This window comes from Micromonospora sp. C81 (assembly GCF_018070425.1).
GTDB classification, from domain to species: Bacteria; Actinomycetota; Actinomycetes; order Mycobacteriales; family Micromonosporaceae; genus Micromonospora; species Micromonospora zamorensis.
This window is the reverse complement of the sequence record NZ_JAGPXS010000001.1, coordinates 219,606-234,917: the sequence shown is the minus strand read 5'-3', so window position 1 is coordinate 234,917 and position 15,312 is coordinate 219,606. Positions and strand designations below refer to the sequence as shown.

General features: G+C 71.6%; 17 protein-coding genes. 3 read left to right on the top strand and 14 right to left on the bottom strand.

From position 1 onward, the window contains the following. Positions 1-30 precede the first annotated feature (30 nt). From KBX46_RS01115 to KBX46_RS01085, 7 genes are all read right to left on the bottom strand, one after another. The gene (locus KBX46_RS01115) at positions 31-705 is read right to left on the bottom strand and encodes a cytidylate kinase family protein (RefSeq protein ID WP_210789824.1); all 675 of its coding nucleotides are present in this window, start codon (positions 703-705) and stop codon (positions 31-33) included. Between the two features lie 73 nt (positions 706-778). Continuing rightward, positions 779-1,357 (bottom strand): dihydrofolate reductase family protein, encoded by a 579-nt coding sequence (locus KBX46_RS01110; protein ID WP_088948490.1) that lies wholly within the window; start codon positions 1,355-1,357, stop codon positions 779-781. A gap of 153 nt (positions 1,358-1,510) precedes the next feature. Next, positions 1,511-2,578 (bottom strand): ABC transporter ATP-binding protein, encoded by a 1,068-nt coding sequence (locus KBX46_RS01105; RefSeq protein ID WP_210789822.1) that lies wholly within the window; start codon positions 2,576-2,578, stop codon positions 1,511-1,513. Further along, the gene (locus KBX46_RS01100) at positions 2,575-3,390 is read right to left on the bottom strand and encodes an ABC transporter permease (RefSeq protein WP_099854125.1); all 816 of its coding nucleotides are present in this window, start codon (positions 3,388-3,390) and stop codon (positions 2,575-2,577) included. The genes KBX46_RS01105 and KBX46_RS01100 overlap by 4 nt, the downstream gene beginning before the upstream one ends. Then, complete coding sequence (gene modA / locus KBX46_RS01095; RefSeq protein WP_210789819.1) at positions 3,387-4,172, bottom strand: molybdate ABC transporter substrate-binding protein; 786 nt, start codon at positions 4,170-4,172, stop codon at positions 3,387-3,389. Before modA ends, KBX46_RS01100 begins: the two co-directional genes overlap by 4 nt. Beyond that, positions 4,169-4,591: a molybdopterin-binding protein gene (locus tag KBX46_RS01090; RefSeq protein ID WP_088948486.1), complete on the bottom strand. Its 423-nt coding sequence runs from the start codon at positions 4,589-4,591 to the stop codon at positions 4,169-4,171. The genes modA and KBX46_RS01090 overlap by 4 nt, the downstream gene beginning before the upstream one ends. Before the next feature lie 134 nt (positions 4,592-4,725). Continuing rightward, complete coding sequence (locus KBX46_RS01085; RefSeq protein WP_210789816.1) at positions 4,726-5,169, bottom strand: helix-turn-helix domain-containing protein; 444 nt, start codon at positions 5,167-5,169, stop codon at positions 4,726-4,728. A gap of 139 nt (positions 5,170-5,308) precedes the next feature. Between KBX46_RS01085 and KBX46_RS01080 the strand changes: the two genes are divergently transcribed. Further along, complete coding sequence (locus KBX46_RS01080) at positions 5,309-6,175, top strand: aldo/keto reductase family oxidoreductase (RefSeq protein WP_210789814.1); 867 nt, start codon at positions 5,309-5,311, stop codon at positions 6,173-6,175. A gap of 15 nt (positions 6,176-6,190) precedes the next feature. Here KBX46_RS01080 and smpB read toward each other — a convergent pair whose 3' ends face one another. Continuing rightward, a complete protein-coding gene (gene smpB / locus KBX46_RS01075) occupies positions 6,191-6,682 on the bottom strand; it encodes an SsrA-binding protein SmpB (RefSeq protein ID WP_088948483.1) in 492 nt (163 codons plus the stop codon). A gap of 25 nt (positions 6,683-6,707) precedes the next feature. Beyond that, positions 6,708-8,933, bottom strand: a complete 2,226-nt coding sequence (locus KBX46_RS01070; protein WP_247666780.1) for a hypothetical protein — start codon at positions 8,931-8,933, stop codon at positions 6,708-6,710. Positions 8,934-9,115: 182 nt separating this feature from the next. On the opposite strand from KBX46_RS01070, the gene KBX46_RS01065 reads away from it, so the two are divergent. After that, entirely contained in the window at positions 9,116-10,774 is a 1,659-nt protein-coding gene (locus tag KBX46_RS01065; RefSeq protein ID WP_210789810.1) for an FAD-dependent oxidoreductase, read from the top strand. Further along, positions 10,771-12,216, top strand: a complete 1,446-nt coding sequence (locus KBX46_RS32985; protein ID WP_210789808.1) for an ATP-binding protein — start codon at positions 10,771-10,773, stop codon at positions 12,214-12,216. Before KBX46_RS01065 ends, KBX46_RS32985 begins: the two co-directional genes overlap by 4 nt. An 84-nt stretch (positions 12,217-12,300) precedes the next feature. On the opposite strand, the gene KBX46_RS01055 is transcribed toward KBX46_RS32985, so the two are convergent. From KBX46_RS01055 to KBX46_RS01035, 5 genes are all read right to left on the bottom strand, one after another. Continuing rightward, positions 12,301-13,110 carry an SAM-dependent methyltransferase gene (locus KBX46_RS01055; protein WP_210789806.1) on the bottom strand — a complete coding sequence of 270 codons (810 nt, stop codon included), beginning with the start codon at positions 13,108-13,110 and terminating at the stop codon, positions 12,301-12,303. 110 nt (positions 13,111-13,220) lie between these two features. Continuing rightward, positions 13,221-13,658 (bottom strand): hypothetical protein, encoded by a 438-nt coding sequence (locus KBX46_RS01050; RefSeq protein ID WP_210789804.1) that lies wholly within the window; start codon positions 13,656-13,658, stop codon positions 13,221-13,223. A 53-nt stretch (positions 13,659-13,711) separates the two neighbouring features. Beyond that, positions 13,712-14,221 carry an NUDIX domain-containing protein gene (locus KBX46_RS01045; RefSeq protein ID WP_210789802.1) on the bottom strand — a complete coding sequence of 170 codons (510 nt, stop codon included), beginning with the start codon at positions 14,219-14,221 and terminating at the stop codon, positions 13,712-13,714. A gap of 52 nt (positions 14,222-14,273) precedes the next feature. After that, on the bottom strand, positions 14,274-14,915 hold the full coding sequence (locus KBX46_RS01040; protein WP_141909660.1) for an SRPBCC family protein: 642 nt from the start codon (positions 14,913-14,915) through the stop codon (positions 14,274-14,276). Further along, positions 14,915-15,280 (bottom strand): helix-turn-helix transcriptional regulator, encoded by a 366-nt coding sequence (locus tag KBX46_RS01035; protein WP_210789800.1) that lies wholly within the window; start codon positions 15,278-15,280, stop codon positions 14,915-14,917. The genes KBX46_RS01040 and KBX46_RS01035 overlap by 1 nt, the downstream gene beginning before the upstream one ends. Positions 15,281-15,312: the final 32 nt, after the last annotated feature.

The following is a 15,312-nucleotide window of genomic DNA, read 5'->3' as shown; positions in this document are numbered from 1 at the left end:
CGTCTGCAGGCATCCGGACCCGGAGCACGGTCAGCGTGTCCGGGTCTCCCAGAGCGGCCGTCGGGGCTCGTCGTTGTGCATGATGATGTCGGCGTGATCGGTCGGACGGGCGGTGGCGAAATAGAGCTGCTGGGCGGGGATGTAACGCTCCCGCCAGCGCCGCTCGACGTCGACCTGTGACGACACCCGACGCTCCCGGATCACGGCACGTTCCACTGTCGATTCGAGCGCGGTCGACACGAAGACGCGCAGGTCCCACCGGTCGATCAGTTCCGGGCGCATGAGAAAGACGCCGTCGAAGAGCAGCACGGCGTCGGCTGCGGCAGTCGTGACCGGCGGGGCCAGCACAGCGTCCGTGGTGTGGTCGTAGACCGCGGGTTGGAAGCGTCGATCTCCGTTCGGCCCGAGCGGATCCAGCAGAACCCGGTTCAGCGCTCCGTGGTCGTGCGTGTCGAAGTAGCAGCCTTCGGCCGAGTACTCGCCACGCGGATAGCGCTGTGCCCGGGGAAAGAGGAAATCGTCGATCGTCGCCCGGATGACGTCGCGACCCTGTGCTCGCAGGACGACGGCCAGCTCGTCGGCGAGGGTGGTCTTGCCGGCTGCGGGCGGTCCGTCGACGGCCACCCGCGTCGGGTGTGCGACCGTGACGGACCCGACGGCCTCGGCCAGCCGGCCGAGCACCTGCTCACGCGTGCCCCGCTCCATCACTGCGCTCCTCCGGCGGCACCGCCCGGCAGCTGCGCGACCGGGCCGGTGGCGCGATCGCCCTCGACCTGGATCACCGCTTGACGTCGTAGACCAGCTTGAGGATCCCGTTCGGGTAGCTCTCCGATTCCCGCAGCGTCAGCATGTGCTTGTCCCGGTCGGCCCGGCCGAACAGGCTCTTGCCGGCACCGAGCAGCACGGGGAAGACGAGCAGGTTGTACTGGTCGATCAGGCCCGCGTCGGACAGCCGCCGAGCCAGCTCCGCGCTCCCGTGGATGAAGATCGCGCCGCCTTCGCCCTCCTTGAGCGCGGCGACGTCCTCCGTCGAGCGCAGGATCGTGGTCGGCCCCCAACCGTCGACGATGGCGTCGTCGGACAGCGAGGTCGACACGACGTACTTGGGCAGTTCCTTGTAGTCGGCGTGGTCCTCGGAGCCGGGCCAGACCGCCGCGAACGCCTCGTAGCTGCGACGGCCGAACATCAACGCCGTCGTGTCCGCGAGCTCCTCGCCCTTCAGCGACCAGGCTTCCGGGACGAACTCGAGGTCCTTGAACACCCACCCACCGCTGCGGTGCTCCTCTGACGGCCCGCCGCCGGGCGAGTCCACGACGCCGTCCAGCGACATGAAACCGGTGTAGACCAGGTTGCGCATTGTGCTGTCTCCTCATGCTCGGGTGAGCTGCCGGGTCCAGGCTAGATGGCGACCGCGGTGGCCGTCCTGGACGAAACGACAGCGGGCCCACCACCGTCGCGGCTGACTCCTCGTCCGTGTCCTCATGAGCCGGGCGGGCTGGTGGCCCGGCGGTCAGCCGGTGGCCGGGTAGGCGTGCGTCTCGGCCGCCTTGACCGCCACCCAGACCCGCTGACCGGGAATCAGTCGCAACTGGGCGGCGGCGGCCGGCGTGACGTCGGCGGCCACCCCGATCGGCCCGTCCAGCTGCACCCGGAGGTTGTCGCCGTGCCGCTGGACGCCGGCCACCGTCCCCGCCCAGGTGTTGCGCGGGCTGCCCTCCGGTCGGGACGGGTGCAGGGCCACCGCCGCCGGACGGAACGCCACGAAGGCCTCGCCGTCCAACCGGTCGGCGACGGTGAGGGTCAGATCCGGCGCGACGCGTACCCCGTGCCCTTCGGCCCTGCCCCGGTACAGGTTGAGCCCGACCAGTCGGGCGACGTAGTCGGTGCGCGGGCGGGCGGTGACGCTCGGCCCGTCACCCTCCTGCACCACGCGACCACCCTCGACGATGACCAGTCGGTCGGCCAGCGCGAGGGCGTCCAGCGGGTCGTGGGTGACCAGCACCGTCGCGCCCGGGTGCGCGGACAGGTGGCGGTGCAGCTCCGCGCGGGTGTCCAGTCGGGTGCGGGCGTCCAGCGCGGCGAGTGGCTCGTCCAGCAGCAGCAGCGATGGCGCGACGGCCAACGCGCGAGCCAATGCCACCCGCTGTGCCTGACCACCGGAGAGCTGTCTGGGGCGGCGGTGCGCCTGGGCGTCCAGCCCCACCCGGTCGAGCCAGTGTCGGGCCGTGGCCCGGGCGGTCTTCCGGTCGACGCCGTGCCGGCGAGGCCCGAAGGCCACGTTGTCCAGTGCGCTGAGATGGGGAAACAGCAGGTAGTCCTGGAAGACCACACCGATCGGCCGGCGCTCGGTGGGCACCCAGCCGCGCGTCGCCGGGCGGTCCAGGTCGATGGCGTCGAGGGTGACGTGACCGGCGGTGAGCGGATGCAGCCCCGCCAGCGCGCGCAGCGCGGTGGTCTTGCCGGCGCCGTTCGGGCCGAGCAACGCGACCACCTCGCCGGGCGCGACCCGCAGCGGCACGTCGAGCCGGAAGGCGCCCCGGTCGACGACGAGCCGGGCGTCCAGCAGTGCACCGCTCATGCGCTGCTCATCCACCGGTCGCGCAACGCCACCAGGATGCCCACCGACACGACGAGCAGCACCAGACTGAGCACGATCGCGGACTCCAGGTCGGTCTCCAACGCCAGGTAGACGGCCAGCGGCATGGTCTGCGTACGCCCGGGATAGTTGCCGGCGAAGGTGATGGTGGCGCCGAACTCGCCGAGGGCCCGGGCCCAGCAGAGCACCGCGCCGGCCGCCAACCCGGGCGCCACCAGGGGCAGCGTGACATGGGTGAAGGTGGTCCATCGGCTCGCGCCCAGCGTCGCGGCGGCCTCCTCGAAGCGGTGGTCGGCGGCGCGCAGCGCACCCTCCACGGCGATGACCAGGAACGGCATGGCCACGAACGACTCGGCCAACACGACACCCGCTGTGGTGAACGGCAGGGTGATGCCGAACGTGGCGTCGAGCCAGCCGCCGAGCAGCCCACGCCGACCGAAGACCAGCAACAGCGCCACCCCGCCGACCACCGGTGGCAGCACCAGCGGCACGGTGACCAGCGCGCGGACCAGTCGACGGCCGGGGAACTCGACCCGGGCCAGCACCCAGGCGAGGGGCACCCCGAGCAGCAGGCAGAGCACGGTGGCCAGGGTCGCGGTCTGCACCGACAGCCGCAGAGCGGTCAGCGCGCCCGGCTCGGTGAGCCGCTGCGGCAGCGTGGTCCACGGCGCCCGGATCACCAGCCCGGCCAACGGCAGGACGAGGAAGAGCAGCCCCAACCCGGCGGGGATCAGCAGCGCGATCGGCACCCGCCCCCGCCGTCGGGGCGCGGCGTGCTCAAGGAGCTGGCTCATGGCGCCTGGAAACCGGCCTCGGCGAGGACCGCCTGCGCCGGCGCCGAGCGGACGTACGCGACGAAGGCCCGCGCGCCGGCCGGATTCGGCGCGTCCTTCAGCGCGACGATCGGGTAGTCGTTGACCGCCCGCGCCGACTCGGGAAACTCCACCCCGGTCACGTCGGCGCTCGCCGCTCGCGCGTCGGTGCGGTAGACCAGGGCCGCGTCGACCTCACCGAGCTTCACCTTGGCGAGCGCACCCTTGACGTCCTGCTCCAGGGTGACCGGAGTCAGCGCGACGCCGGCCGTGTCCAGGGCGGTGCGGGCCGCCGCACCGCAGGGCACCTGGTTGGCGCAGAGCGCCACCTTCACGCCCCGCCTGCTCAGGTCGGCCAGCCCGGTCACGCCTCCCGGGTTGCCCCGGGGCACCGCGATGACCAACTGGTTGCGGGCGAAGGTGGTCGGCGTGCCGTCGGCGTTGCCCGCCTCGGTGACCGTGGCCATGTTCGCCGGGGCGGCGGAGGCGAACACGTCCGCCGGCGCACCCTGGTTGATCTGGTTGGCCAGGGCTGAGCTGCCCGCGACGTTGAGGGTCACGGTGCTGCCGGGGTTGGCGGCCTCGAAGTCCTTGCCGATCCGGCGGAACGACTCGGTCAGCGAGGCGGCCGCGAACACCGTCACCGCGCCGGTGCCCCGGCCGTCCGCGGCGCTGCCGGAGGCCCGGTCGTCGCCCGCGCCGCAGCCGGCGACGGTCAACGCCATGACCACGGCCATCGCCGTACGCGTCGCCCGCGCGCTCATCCGCCCGACCTTCCCCTGCTCGGGGCGGGTGCGGCCCGCTCCACCACGACCGTTGTCGACTTGATCACCGCGACGGCCATCGAGCCGACCCGCAGATCGAGCTCGTCGACCGCCTCCCGGCTCATCAGCGACACGACGCGGAACGGGCCGGCCTGGATGTCGACCTGGGCCATCACCGTGTCCTTGCGGACGTCGACGACGATGCCGCGCAGCCGGTTGCGGGCCGAGGAGAACTCGGCGCCCGCGTCCGGGTCGGCGGCCTGGGCGCGGGCGAACGCGGCCAGGTCGACCCCGTCGATCACCCGGTGGCCGTGCTCGTCGCGCCCGGCCGTCAGCCGCCCGGCATCGACCCAGCGGCGAATGGTGTCGCTGCTGACGCCGAGCAGGTCGGCCGCCTCACCGATCCGGAACATCGTCACCGGCTCACCCTAGCTGCCGCATCTGCGAGCACGAAAGGCCGGACTGTGCTGTTTCTGCGTACTCCCGTGGGCTTCTCCGGCCGTAGGTGCGCGACCGGGTGTTGCGTGGTTCCGTCGTGGGGAGGCGGAGCGGCTCAGGCGACCTGGTTGTCGTACGTCGCGCGGTTGGCGAGCACGTCGTCCATGTGCGTTTCGGCCCAGCCCTTGAGGCCGCGTATCACCTCGTGCAGGGAGACACCGAGGTCGGTCAGCTCGTAGGTGACGGTGACGGGCACTGTCGGCACCACGGTGCGGGTGACAAGACCGTCGCGTTCCAGGGAGCGCAGCGTCTGGGTCAGCATCTTCTGACTGACCCCGGCCAGGAGGCGCGACAGCTCCGAGTACCGCATCGGCCGTGGCTCGCCGGCGCAGTCGGCGCCGAACTGGTGCGAACCGTCGCTGCGGAGCGCGGCCAGAACCAACGTGACCCACTTGTCCGCGATGCGGTCGAGCAGCATGCGGCTCGGACACTGCGCCAGGAAGGCGTCGTATTCCGCCTTGGCCTGATCCCTCTTCCGCGCCGCCGTCGTCGTTGTCATCGGACCGCTCCTCCCGCCGCTGGGGGCGTTACGCACCTTCAGGTGCCTACTTCCCACCGTGAAGTTACACCCCGATAGTGGAGCAGGTAGACGATGCACCAGCACCGCTCAGTGCGACACGAAAGCCAGAGGTACGAACATGGTCTCCACCTCCCTTCCCGGCGGCACCTGGACGCTGGGAGACCTGCCGGTCACCCGGTTCGGCTACGGCGCCATGCAGCTGGCCGGCCCCTGGGTCATGGGACCGCCGGCCGACCACGGCGGGGCAATCGCCGTCCTTCGCGCGGCCGTCGAGCTGGGCATCACCCACATCGACACCTCCGAGGCCTACGGGCCGCACGTCACCAACCAGCTGATCCGGGAAGCGCTGCACCCGTACCCCGATTCGCTGCACATCGTGACCAAGGTCGGCGCGAACCGCGACCAGCAGGGCGGCTGGCCACCGGCCCGTGACCCGGAGAGCCTGCGCCGGTCCGTGCACGAGAACCTCGAGACCCTCGGCCTCGACGTGCTCGACCTTGTCAACCTCCGGCTCGGCGATGCCGCGGGCCCGCAGCCCGGTTCGGTCGCCGAGGCGTTCGAGACACTCGTCGGCCTTCAGCAGCAGGGCCTGATCCGGCACCTCGGAGTGAGCAACGCGACGCCGGAACAGGTCGCCGAGGCGCAGGCCATCGCGCCGATCGTGTGCGTGCAGAACATGTACAACCTCGCGCACCGCCAGGACGACGAGCTGATCGACGCGCTCGCCCAGCAGGGCATCGCCTATGTGCCGTTCTTTCCTCTCGGCGGCTTCAGTCCTCTGCAGTCCTCGGTGCTCTCGACCGTGGCCGCTCGGCTGGAGGCGGCACCGATGTCGGTCGCTCTGGCCTGGCTGCTACGGCGTTCGCCGAACATCCTGCTGATCCCGGGCACCTCGTCCACGACGCACCTGCGCGAGAACATCGCGGGCGCCGCACTGCGACTCTCCGACGACGACCTCGCTGAGCTGGACAAGATCGGCCGCTAGCGAGAAGGGTGGAGGTCAGGGCCGGCGGGGATGACCCTTGAGGTGCCGGCCCAGCTCGCGGGCGATCTCGCGGTTGGCGTCGCGCTCGGCCAACGTCTGCCGCTTGTCGTAGGAGCGCTTGCCCTTGGCCAGGGCCAGCTCGACCTTGGCGTAGCCGTTCTCGAAGTACATCGACAGCGGGACCATGGTCACCCCACCCTCGCGGACCTTGTCCAGGATCCGGTCGATCTCGGCCCGGTGCAGCAGCAGCTTGCGGTTGCGGCGGGGAGCGTGGTTGGTCCAGGTGCCGTAGGTGTACTCGGCGATGTGCAGGCCGTACAGCACGATCTCACCGTCGCGCTCGTGCGCGAACGCGTCCACCAGCGAGGCCCGCCCCTCGCGCAGCGACTTCACCTCGGTCCCGACCAGCACGATCCCCGCCTCGTACGTTCGCAGCACCGTGTACTCGTGCCGGGCCTTCTTGTTCGAGGCGATCAACCGGCGTTCGGGCTGCTTGGAGGGGCTCACCCCGCGACGATATCCGGCCGCTGCCTCAGCCGGGCCGGCCGGCTCCGCCGGTCGCTTGCCGCCCCGGGAGCAGTCGCCCGGTCAGCTCCCGCACCGACTCGGCGAATTCATCCTGCGACTCACACGGCCAGTGCCCCAGGATCGGTGGGGGAACGCTGTCGCTGGGCGCCGGCACCACATCCTCCGGGTCGACCAACCGGCGATCCACCATCGCCGCCGGCCCGGTCAGCGTCTCCGCCTCCCCGGGCCGGTGGGAGGCGAAGATCCACCCGCCGATCGGGTCGGTGTCGCGCCACAGGTTGATCCAGCGCCAGCCGACCCGCTCGCCGATCTCCCGCAGCGCCGGCTCGTCGGCGTACGCCGGGAACAGCCGCGAGTACAACCGACCCAGTGGCGACCCGTAGGTCAGCAGGGCGACCCGGTCGGTGATCTGGGTGGGCAGTTGCAGCACCGTGGCGGCGAGCAGCACCGAGCCGTGGCTGTGCCCGGCCAGCAGCACGCCGTGACCCTGTTCCACCAGGTAGGAGATCCGCTTGGCCAACTCCGGCACGGCCCGCTCGGCATAACAGGGCGGCGCGAACGGGTGTGCCGCCCGGGGCCAGAACGTGCCCAGGTCCCAGAGCACACCCACGTAGCGACGGAACCCGGCCGTGCGGTAGGCGAAGAGGCCGCCGATCACCAGGCCGAGCAGGATCGCGGCGATCGCGTAGCTGCCCGACCCGATCAGGAAGTTGACCATGCCCTCGGGCACCCCGACGTAGCGCTGCGCCAGCTCGCCCGGCATGAGCTGGAGCAGGCCGAGAACGCTGGTGGACAGGCCGAGCGCCGCCAGCCCGGCGTACACCACGGAGAGCGGTTCCAGCCGCTCGGTGAACCGGGCCCGGGCTATAGCCCGCTCGACCCGACGCAGCCGGTCCGCCGCCGACGCGGGCGCGTGCGGAAAGTCGGCGGCCACGATCGCCTGGGCGGCCAGCCGCCGCCCGCGCCGGGTCAGCCTGGTGACCAGAGCCGCCACCAGCAGGGCGGTCACCACCGCCATGAAAAACCCGAAGATCGCCCACTTGTACGGCAGGGGAGGGCTGGTCTCCAGGCCGTCCGCGGTCGTCCCCTCGCGATCAAGCAGGTCCGCCACCCGGTAGACCAGCTCGGCGGAGAACGCCACGGCGAGTCCGGCCGCGATCGTGACGAAGACCGGCGCTCCCAACGCCCGCAGCGGCGCCCCGTGCTGCCCGCCGCCCCGCCGCCAGATCACCAGCGCGGCGAGGGCGGTCACCAGCATCATCTGGCTGACGAACAGCCAGGCCACCATCGCGCCGTAACCCGGCAGCGCACGGTCCTGCGGCCACGGGGCCGGACTGATGACGACGTGAACGATAACCAGGACCGTCACACCGCAGGCGATCGTGCGCAGCCCGCGGAAGAAGGCGTCCACCCGGGGCGCCGGGTCGGTCCGGTCGATGCTCGGCACCACGGTGAGCAGGACCAGGCAGGTCAGCAGCACCGCCCCGGTGGCCGCCAGCAGGATCACCATCACCCACGAGCGGTGCTGGCTGACACGGGCGGCCAGCAGGCTGCCGTCGAGGGTGGCGAACGCCGCCGCGACGTGGACCGAGCGCAGCCGACCCACCAGTGGCTCACCGTCCCACTGGCCGACCGCACTCAACTGGTGCTTCGAGGTCGGGGTCGACGGGGTCCGGAACGCGTCGAACGAGTGGCCCGGGCGCGCGCCGAGCCACCAGACCAACCCGATGGCGGCGACCGGCACCAACGCCAGCACACCCAGGCGCAGCCCGGTCGGGCGTCCGCCGAGCCAGGACAGCCAGCTCCGCCCGGCCAGGCACGACGGGGTGTCCATGCAGCGCCAGGCGACCAGGTCCAACGCCACCCCGACGATGGAGAGCACGTAGAGCATGGTGAGGGTGAGGGCGAGCACCCGGCACAGCGCCATGAAGCCGAGCTTCGAAGCGGTGTTCGCCGGGCGCATCCAGAGCGCCACGTTGCAGAGCATGAACGGCAACAGGAACACCAACGACAGCGTCCGCACGGCCGTGCCGGACGGCAGGTCGCTCCAGCGGTACGCCTCCAGCGTCACCCCGTCCGTCCCCGTCGAGTCCGGATAACCGGGGCGCGGTCGGTAGAACCCTCCGCTGCGGTCCCCAGCGACCTGGTGCACGTACGGCCGGTCCAGCACCTGGTCCGCCCCCGCGCCGGAGACGCCGTGCACCCGCAGCTCCACGATCGTGCCCGACATCGTCGGTCCGGTCGGTGTCGCGTCCGCCATGGGCCCCCCGAGGTGTGCACGGCAACCGGGCGGGTCGCCGGTGTTCGGGCGCCCGTGCGGCTCACCGGCTTACCCGGTCCCGGGCCGGTCAACCGTGCGGTGGAGCTCACGCATTGGTGCGGTCGACCCGTGCCAGGTGGTTTCATGGCGCCATGGCGAACCCGGTGATCCTGACCGTCGACGACGACCCCGTGGTGTCCCGGGCGGTGGCCCGGGACGTCCGGCGCCGCTACGGCGACCGCTACCGGGTGCTGCGGGCCTCCTCCGGGCCGGAGGCGCTGGACGCGCTGCGAGAGGTCAAACTGCGCGGCGAACAGGTGGCGCTGCTGCTGGCCGACCACCGGATGCCGGAGATGACCGGGGTGGAGTTCCTCGAGGCGGCGATGGACATCTTCCCGGCCGCCCGCCGGGTGCTGCTCACCGCGTACGCGGACACCGACGCCGCGATCGAGGCCATCAACGTGGTCGACCTGGACCACTACCTGCTCAAGCCGTGGCATCCGCCGGAGGAGAAGCTGTACCCGGTGGTGGACGGGCTCTTGGAGGCGTGGGCGGTCACCCCGGACGCGGCCAGCGCCGAGATCCGGGTCGTCGGGCACCGCTGGTCGGCGCCGTCGTTCAAGGTCCGCGACTTCCTCGCCCGCAACCTGGTGCCGTACCGCTGGCTGCTGTCGGACGACCCGGAGGGCGTCCGCCTGCTCGACGCGGCCGGCGCCACCGAGGCGGACGTACCGCTGGTGGTGACCCCCGAGGGCAAGGCGCTGATCGCCCCCAACGAAACCGAGCTGGCCGCGCTGGCCGGGTTGACAGTGGTGCCGGCGTGCGACTTCTACGACCTGGTGGTGATCGGCGGTGGTCCGGCCGGCCTCGGCTCGGCGGTGTACGGCGCGTCGGAGGGGCTGCGGACCGTGCTCGTCGAGCGGCGGGCCACCGGTGGTCAGGCCGGGCAGAGCAGCCGGATCGAGAACTACCTGGGCTTCCCGGACGGCGTCTCCGGCGCGCAGTTGACCGACCGGGCCCGGCGGCAGGCGGTGAAGTTCGGCGCCGAGCTGCTCAGTGCCCGGGAGGTCGTCGGTCTCAGTGAGGCCGGGGGCGCCCGGCTGCTGCGCTTCGGCGACGGCACCGAGATCGCGGCGCACACAGTGGTGCTGGCCACCGGCGTGTCGTACCGGGTGCTCGACGCCCCCGGGCTGGCCGACTTCACCGGCCGGGGGGTGTTCTACGGTGCGGCCGCCACCGAGGCGCCGAGCTGCGTCGAGCAGGAGGTCTACATCGTCGGCGGGGCCAACTCCGCCGGGCAGGCGGCGGTGCACTTCTCCCGGTACGCGTCGAAGGTGCACCTGCTGATCCGCGGCGCGGACCTGACCGCCTCGATGTCGCGTTACCTGATCGACCAGTTGGAACGGATCGACCGGATCTTCGTGCACCCGTACACCGCCGTGGTCGCTGGGTCCGGGGAGGACCACCTGGAACGGCTCACCCTCTGCGACACGCGGACCGGGGAGTCCCGTTCGGTCGACACGTCCTGGCTGTTCATCTTCATCGGTGCGGAGCCGCGCACCGACTGGCTGGACGGGGTGCTGGTCCGCGACCCGCGCGGCTTCATCGTCACCGGCCCGGATCTGCTCGCCGGCGGACGACGGCCGGCGGGCTGGTCGTTGTCGCGCGACCCGTACCACCTGGAGACCAGCGTGCCGGGGGTGTTCGCCGCCGGTGACGTGCGCGCCGAGTCGGTCAAGCGGGTCGCCTCGGCCGTAGGCGAGGGTGCGATGGCCGTCTCGCTCGTGCACCGCTACCTGGAGGCCCAATGACCATGGAGTCTGATCGGTTGACGCCCGAGCAGCTGCGTACCCTGTTCCTGTTCGAGGCCCTGGACGACGGCCAGCTCGACTGGTTGGCCGAGCGCGGCCGGGTCGAGCAGCGTGCCGGTGGCACCCTCGTGTACGCCGAGGGCGAGCCCGCGACCTGCTTCTTCGTGTTGGTGCGCGGCGCGGTGGCGCTGAGTCGGCAGGTGCGTGGTGACGACGTCGAGGTCAGCCGCACCGACCAGCGCGGCGTGTACGGCGGAGCCGTCCAGGCGTACCTCGGTGACCAGGTCGACCAGGTCTACCGCAACAGCCTGCGGGCGGTGACCGACGCGGACTTCTTCGTGTTGCCGGCGGAGGATTTCGCTCACGCCCTGCGGTCCTGGTTCCCGATGCCGATGCACCTGTTGGAGGGGTTGTTCTTCGGTATGCGGGACTCCCAGACCATCGTCGGTGAACGGGAGCGGCTGCTGGCGCTCGGTTCGCTCTCGGCGGGTCTGACCCACGAGCTGAACAACCCGGCGGCGGCGGCGGTGCGGGCCACCTCGGTGCTGCGCGACCGGGTCGCCGGGATGCGGCACAAGCTCGCGATGATCGCCGACGGGCGGCTCGACGGCAGGGCCCTGCACGGTCTCGTCGCGTTGCAGGAGGAGGCGGTCGCCCGGGTCGCCACCGCGCCCAAGTTGACCCCGATGGCCACGGCTGACGCCGAGGACACCCTGACCGACTGGTTGGAGGAGCACGGCGTCGGCGGCGCCTGGGACCTGGCGCCGATCCTGGTCGGGGGCGGGCTCGACACGGCCTGGCTGACGGAGGTGAAGGCTGCGGTCGGATCCGCCGACCTGGAGGCGGCGGTGCGGTGGCTCACCTACACAGTGGACACCGAGCTGCTGATGCGCGAGATCGGTGACGCGGTCACCCGGATTTCCGGCCTGGTGGGCGCCGCCAAGCAGTACTCGCAGCTGGACCGCGCGCCGCACCGGGTGGTGGACGTGCACGACCTGCTCGACGCCACGCTGGTGATGTTCAAGGGGAAGATCCCCGCCGAGGTCAAGCTGGTCCGCGAGTACGACCGCGGCATCCCGCCCATCCCGGCGTACGCGGCCGAGCTGAACCAGGTGTGGACCAACCTGATCGACAACGCGTTGGGCGCAATGGGGGAGAAGGGGGTGCTGACCGTCCACACCGGACGTGTCGGTGACTCGCTGGCGGTGGAGGTCACCGACACCGGCCCGGGTATCCCGCCCGAGGTGCGTCCGCGCATCTTCGAGCCGTTCTTCACCACCAAGCCGGTCGGCGCGGGCACCGGCCTGGGGCTGGACATCTCGTACCGGATCGTGGTGCACAAGCACCACGGCGACATTCGGGTGGAGACCGAGCCCGGACGGACCACGTTCCGGGTCCTGCTGCCGATCACCGAGGTGCCGGGCGACGCGCAGGCTACCTAGAGGCGCGTCGGGGAACTGGTCATGGCCGACGCCAGCAACCAACCTTCAAGCGACCCGCCGAACGGCGTACGGGGTGAAGAGGCGTCAGAGCACGCGGGCGACCCCGCAGTAGCCGTCCACCATGGCCGGGGGCCTGCTGTCAGTCCGCCAGTGCCCCAGCGGCACGACACCCGGCTCGACCAGGTCGAGGCCGTCGAAGAACGCCGTGAAGTCCGCGACCTCGCGCAGGTGGTACGGCAGGGCACCGCTTTCGTTGTACTGCCGATGCGACTCGATGACCCGCTCGCTGGTAGCCGTACCGTCGGACATCGCCAGAAAGCTGCCCGATGGTAGGGACGAGACCAGAGCGTCGACGATGGCCCGCGCCTCAGCCGGCTTCTCGACGTGACCCATGACGCCCAGCAGCATCAGCGCGATCGGCGCACCGAAGTCCAGTGTGTCCCGAGCGTCCTGGACGATCTTCTCCGGGTCGCGCAGGTCGGCGTCGACATACTGGGTGGCACCCTCCTGGCTGCTGGTCAGCAGCACCCGGGCGTGCGCGAGAACCATCGGGTCGTTGTCGACGTAGACGACGCGCGCCTGCGGCGTGATCCGTTGGGCGACCTCGTGGGTGTTGTCGGCCGTGGGTAGGCCGGTACCGACGTCGAGGAACTGACGGATCCCCGCCTCCGCGGCGAGATACGTTACCGCTCGTCCGAGAAAGGCGCGCGAATACCGGGCCGCCTCGACGATTTCCGGGAAGACCGCCCGTACCTGTTGGCCGACCTCGCGATCCGGGGCGAAGTTGTCCTTACCGCCGAGCCAGTAGTTCCACACCCGTGCCGAGTGCGGCACCGTCGTGTCCAGCTTGGCGGCCGAACCTCCCAACGGCTGCTCAGCGTGGTCCTGCGACATGTCCGTCTCCCCTTACCAGCCATGCGATGTCGAGGCCGTAGCCTAGCGGCGCGGCGGCGCTCGCTGATACTGCGGATCGACGTAACCCTTGATGGCGGCAACGGCCACGGTCAGAGGTCGTCGGGCCACCAGAATGGATCGAGGCTCTTGCCGTGGCCGTGTGGGCAGGTGCCGTATCCGGTGCTGGAGACGTTCCAGTGGCGGTGGCAGTACGGTGCGTCGCAGGGGCCGCAGAAGCCAGCGTCATCGTAGAAGCCGGCAGTCGTCACGGCGGCGAACCGGTACGGCTCGGTGAAGGCGGCGGCGATCCGCGTCGCTCTCGCCAGATCGACCGGGTCGCCGGTGCCATTGCCGGCCTCGATGCCAGAGAAGATCAGCCACCACTGCTGGTCGCCATGACGCTGTCGGGCGGCGTCGAACACGTCGCGTTCCTGCGCCGAGCGGTCGGCCCAGTCGGCGGGCTTGGCACCGGGGGCGACGAGTTCGACGTGTGTCGCGGGTCGGCCGCACACCGCGCAGGGCGGGTGGGCTGCGAACGCCTGCACCATGTCCTCATCATCCCCCACGAACGTGTCGGACGACCCGGCGCAGCGTCGGTGACTCAGGGGGTGCCGGTCAGGAACTCGGCCAGGACCCGTGTGTGGGTGGAGAACGCCAGCTCGACCAGGTCGGTGAGCACCAGCCACTCGGTCGCCTCCTCGGTCGGCGTCGACGGTGGCAGATCCTCGGCCGCTCGCTCGGGCAGCACCCCGAAGATCATCATCGTGCCGCCCGCCGGGGCGCCGTGCACCGCGAACAGTCGCGCGTCCTCGGCCGCGGCGACCAGGCCGGTTTCCTCCCGCAGCTCACGGACGAGGGCGTCGGACCACTCCTCGCCGTACTCGATGAAGCCGCCGGGCAGCGCGAGCAGGCCGCGGGCCGGCTCGATGTCCCGGCGGACGACCACCACGCCCAGGCCCTCGGCCGTGCGGACCGGCAGCACCGCGACCGCCACGGGCAGGGGGTTGCGCCAGACCGTCTCACCGCAGGCCGCGCAGACCCGCGGCCACCCGGCGGCCGGCGGGTAGGCGGCGCCGCAGTAGGAGCAGTGCGAGTACGGCGTGCCGGTCATCCGCAGCACGTTACCCCGGTCGTCGCTCTTGCTGCCGCGCCGCCGCCCGCGCTCAGGCCTGCGGGGCGCCGGTGTAGAAGGCGGTGGTGCGCTCGGCGGCGGCCTTCGCCTCGTCGGCGTCGGTGCCGGCGGCGATGCTTGCCTCACCCCACAGGTGGCTGCTCAGCTCCATGGCCCGCCGTCCCTCGGCGGAGGCGGTCCACTCGGCGCCCTGCTCCGGGGTGATCCCGCTGCCGTCGCCGGCCAGGTGCGAGGCGAGGCCGAGCAGCCCGAGGTCCCAGCCGACACCGACCGCGCCCGGCCCGAACTGGGCCCACCGGTCCTGGTCGACGTGCGCGATGTGGTCCAGGTCGAGGCGGGCCCGCTCGTCGCCGACCGGGGTGACCCGCACCTCGATCCAGCTCACCTCGCCGCCCATCTCCCAGGTGGCGGTGAAGCGGCGCGGCGGCTCGCAGCTCTCGACGGTGCCGCCGGCGTTGCCCTGGAGCTGGTACGTGCCGCCCAGCCGCAGGTCACCGGTGATCGGCAGGAACCAGCGCGGGATGCGCTCGGCGCTGGTGCAGGCGTCCCACAGGTCCTCGGCGGTCGCCTGGTAGGTCTGGCTGATCGTGGTCACCCGAGCCTCACCGGCCTCCAGGGTGCGGCTGCCGACCTTCCGCTGCACGGCGTTGATCTGCTCGGTCGCGTCGAACATCAGGTGTTCCTCTCGTCGGGTGGGTCGGCGGGCCCACGCAGCCGACGCTCGCGTCGGCCCCGGGCCAGCTCGGTGGCGAGTGCCGCCAGGGGTGGGGTCCAGAACTGGCGGAAGTGCTCCAGCCAGCCGTCGACCTCGCGCAGCGGGCGCGGGTCGACCGCGTACAACCGCCGGGTGCCCTCCGGCCGCACGGTGGCGAAGCCGTTGTCCCGTAACACCTTGAGGTGCTGGGACACGGCAGGTTGGGAGATGCCGAACTCGTCGCGGATGACCGCGCTGACCGCGCCGGCGGTCTGCTCGCCGTCGGCGAGCAGCTCCAGGATGCGGCGCCGGACCGGATCGCCCAGCACGTCGAAGGCGTGCACGACGACCTTTATATCACCACTCGCTTATTTAA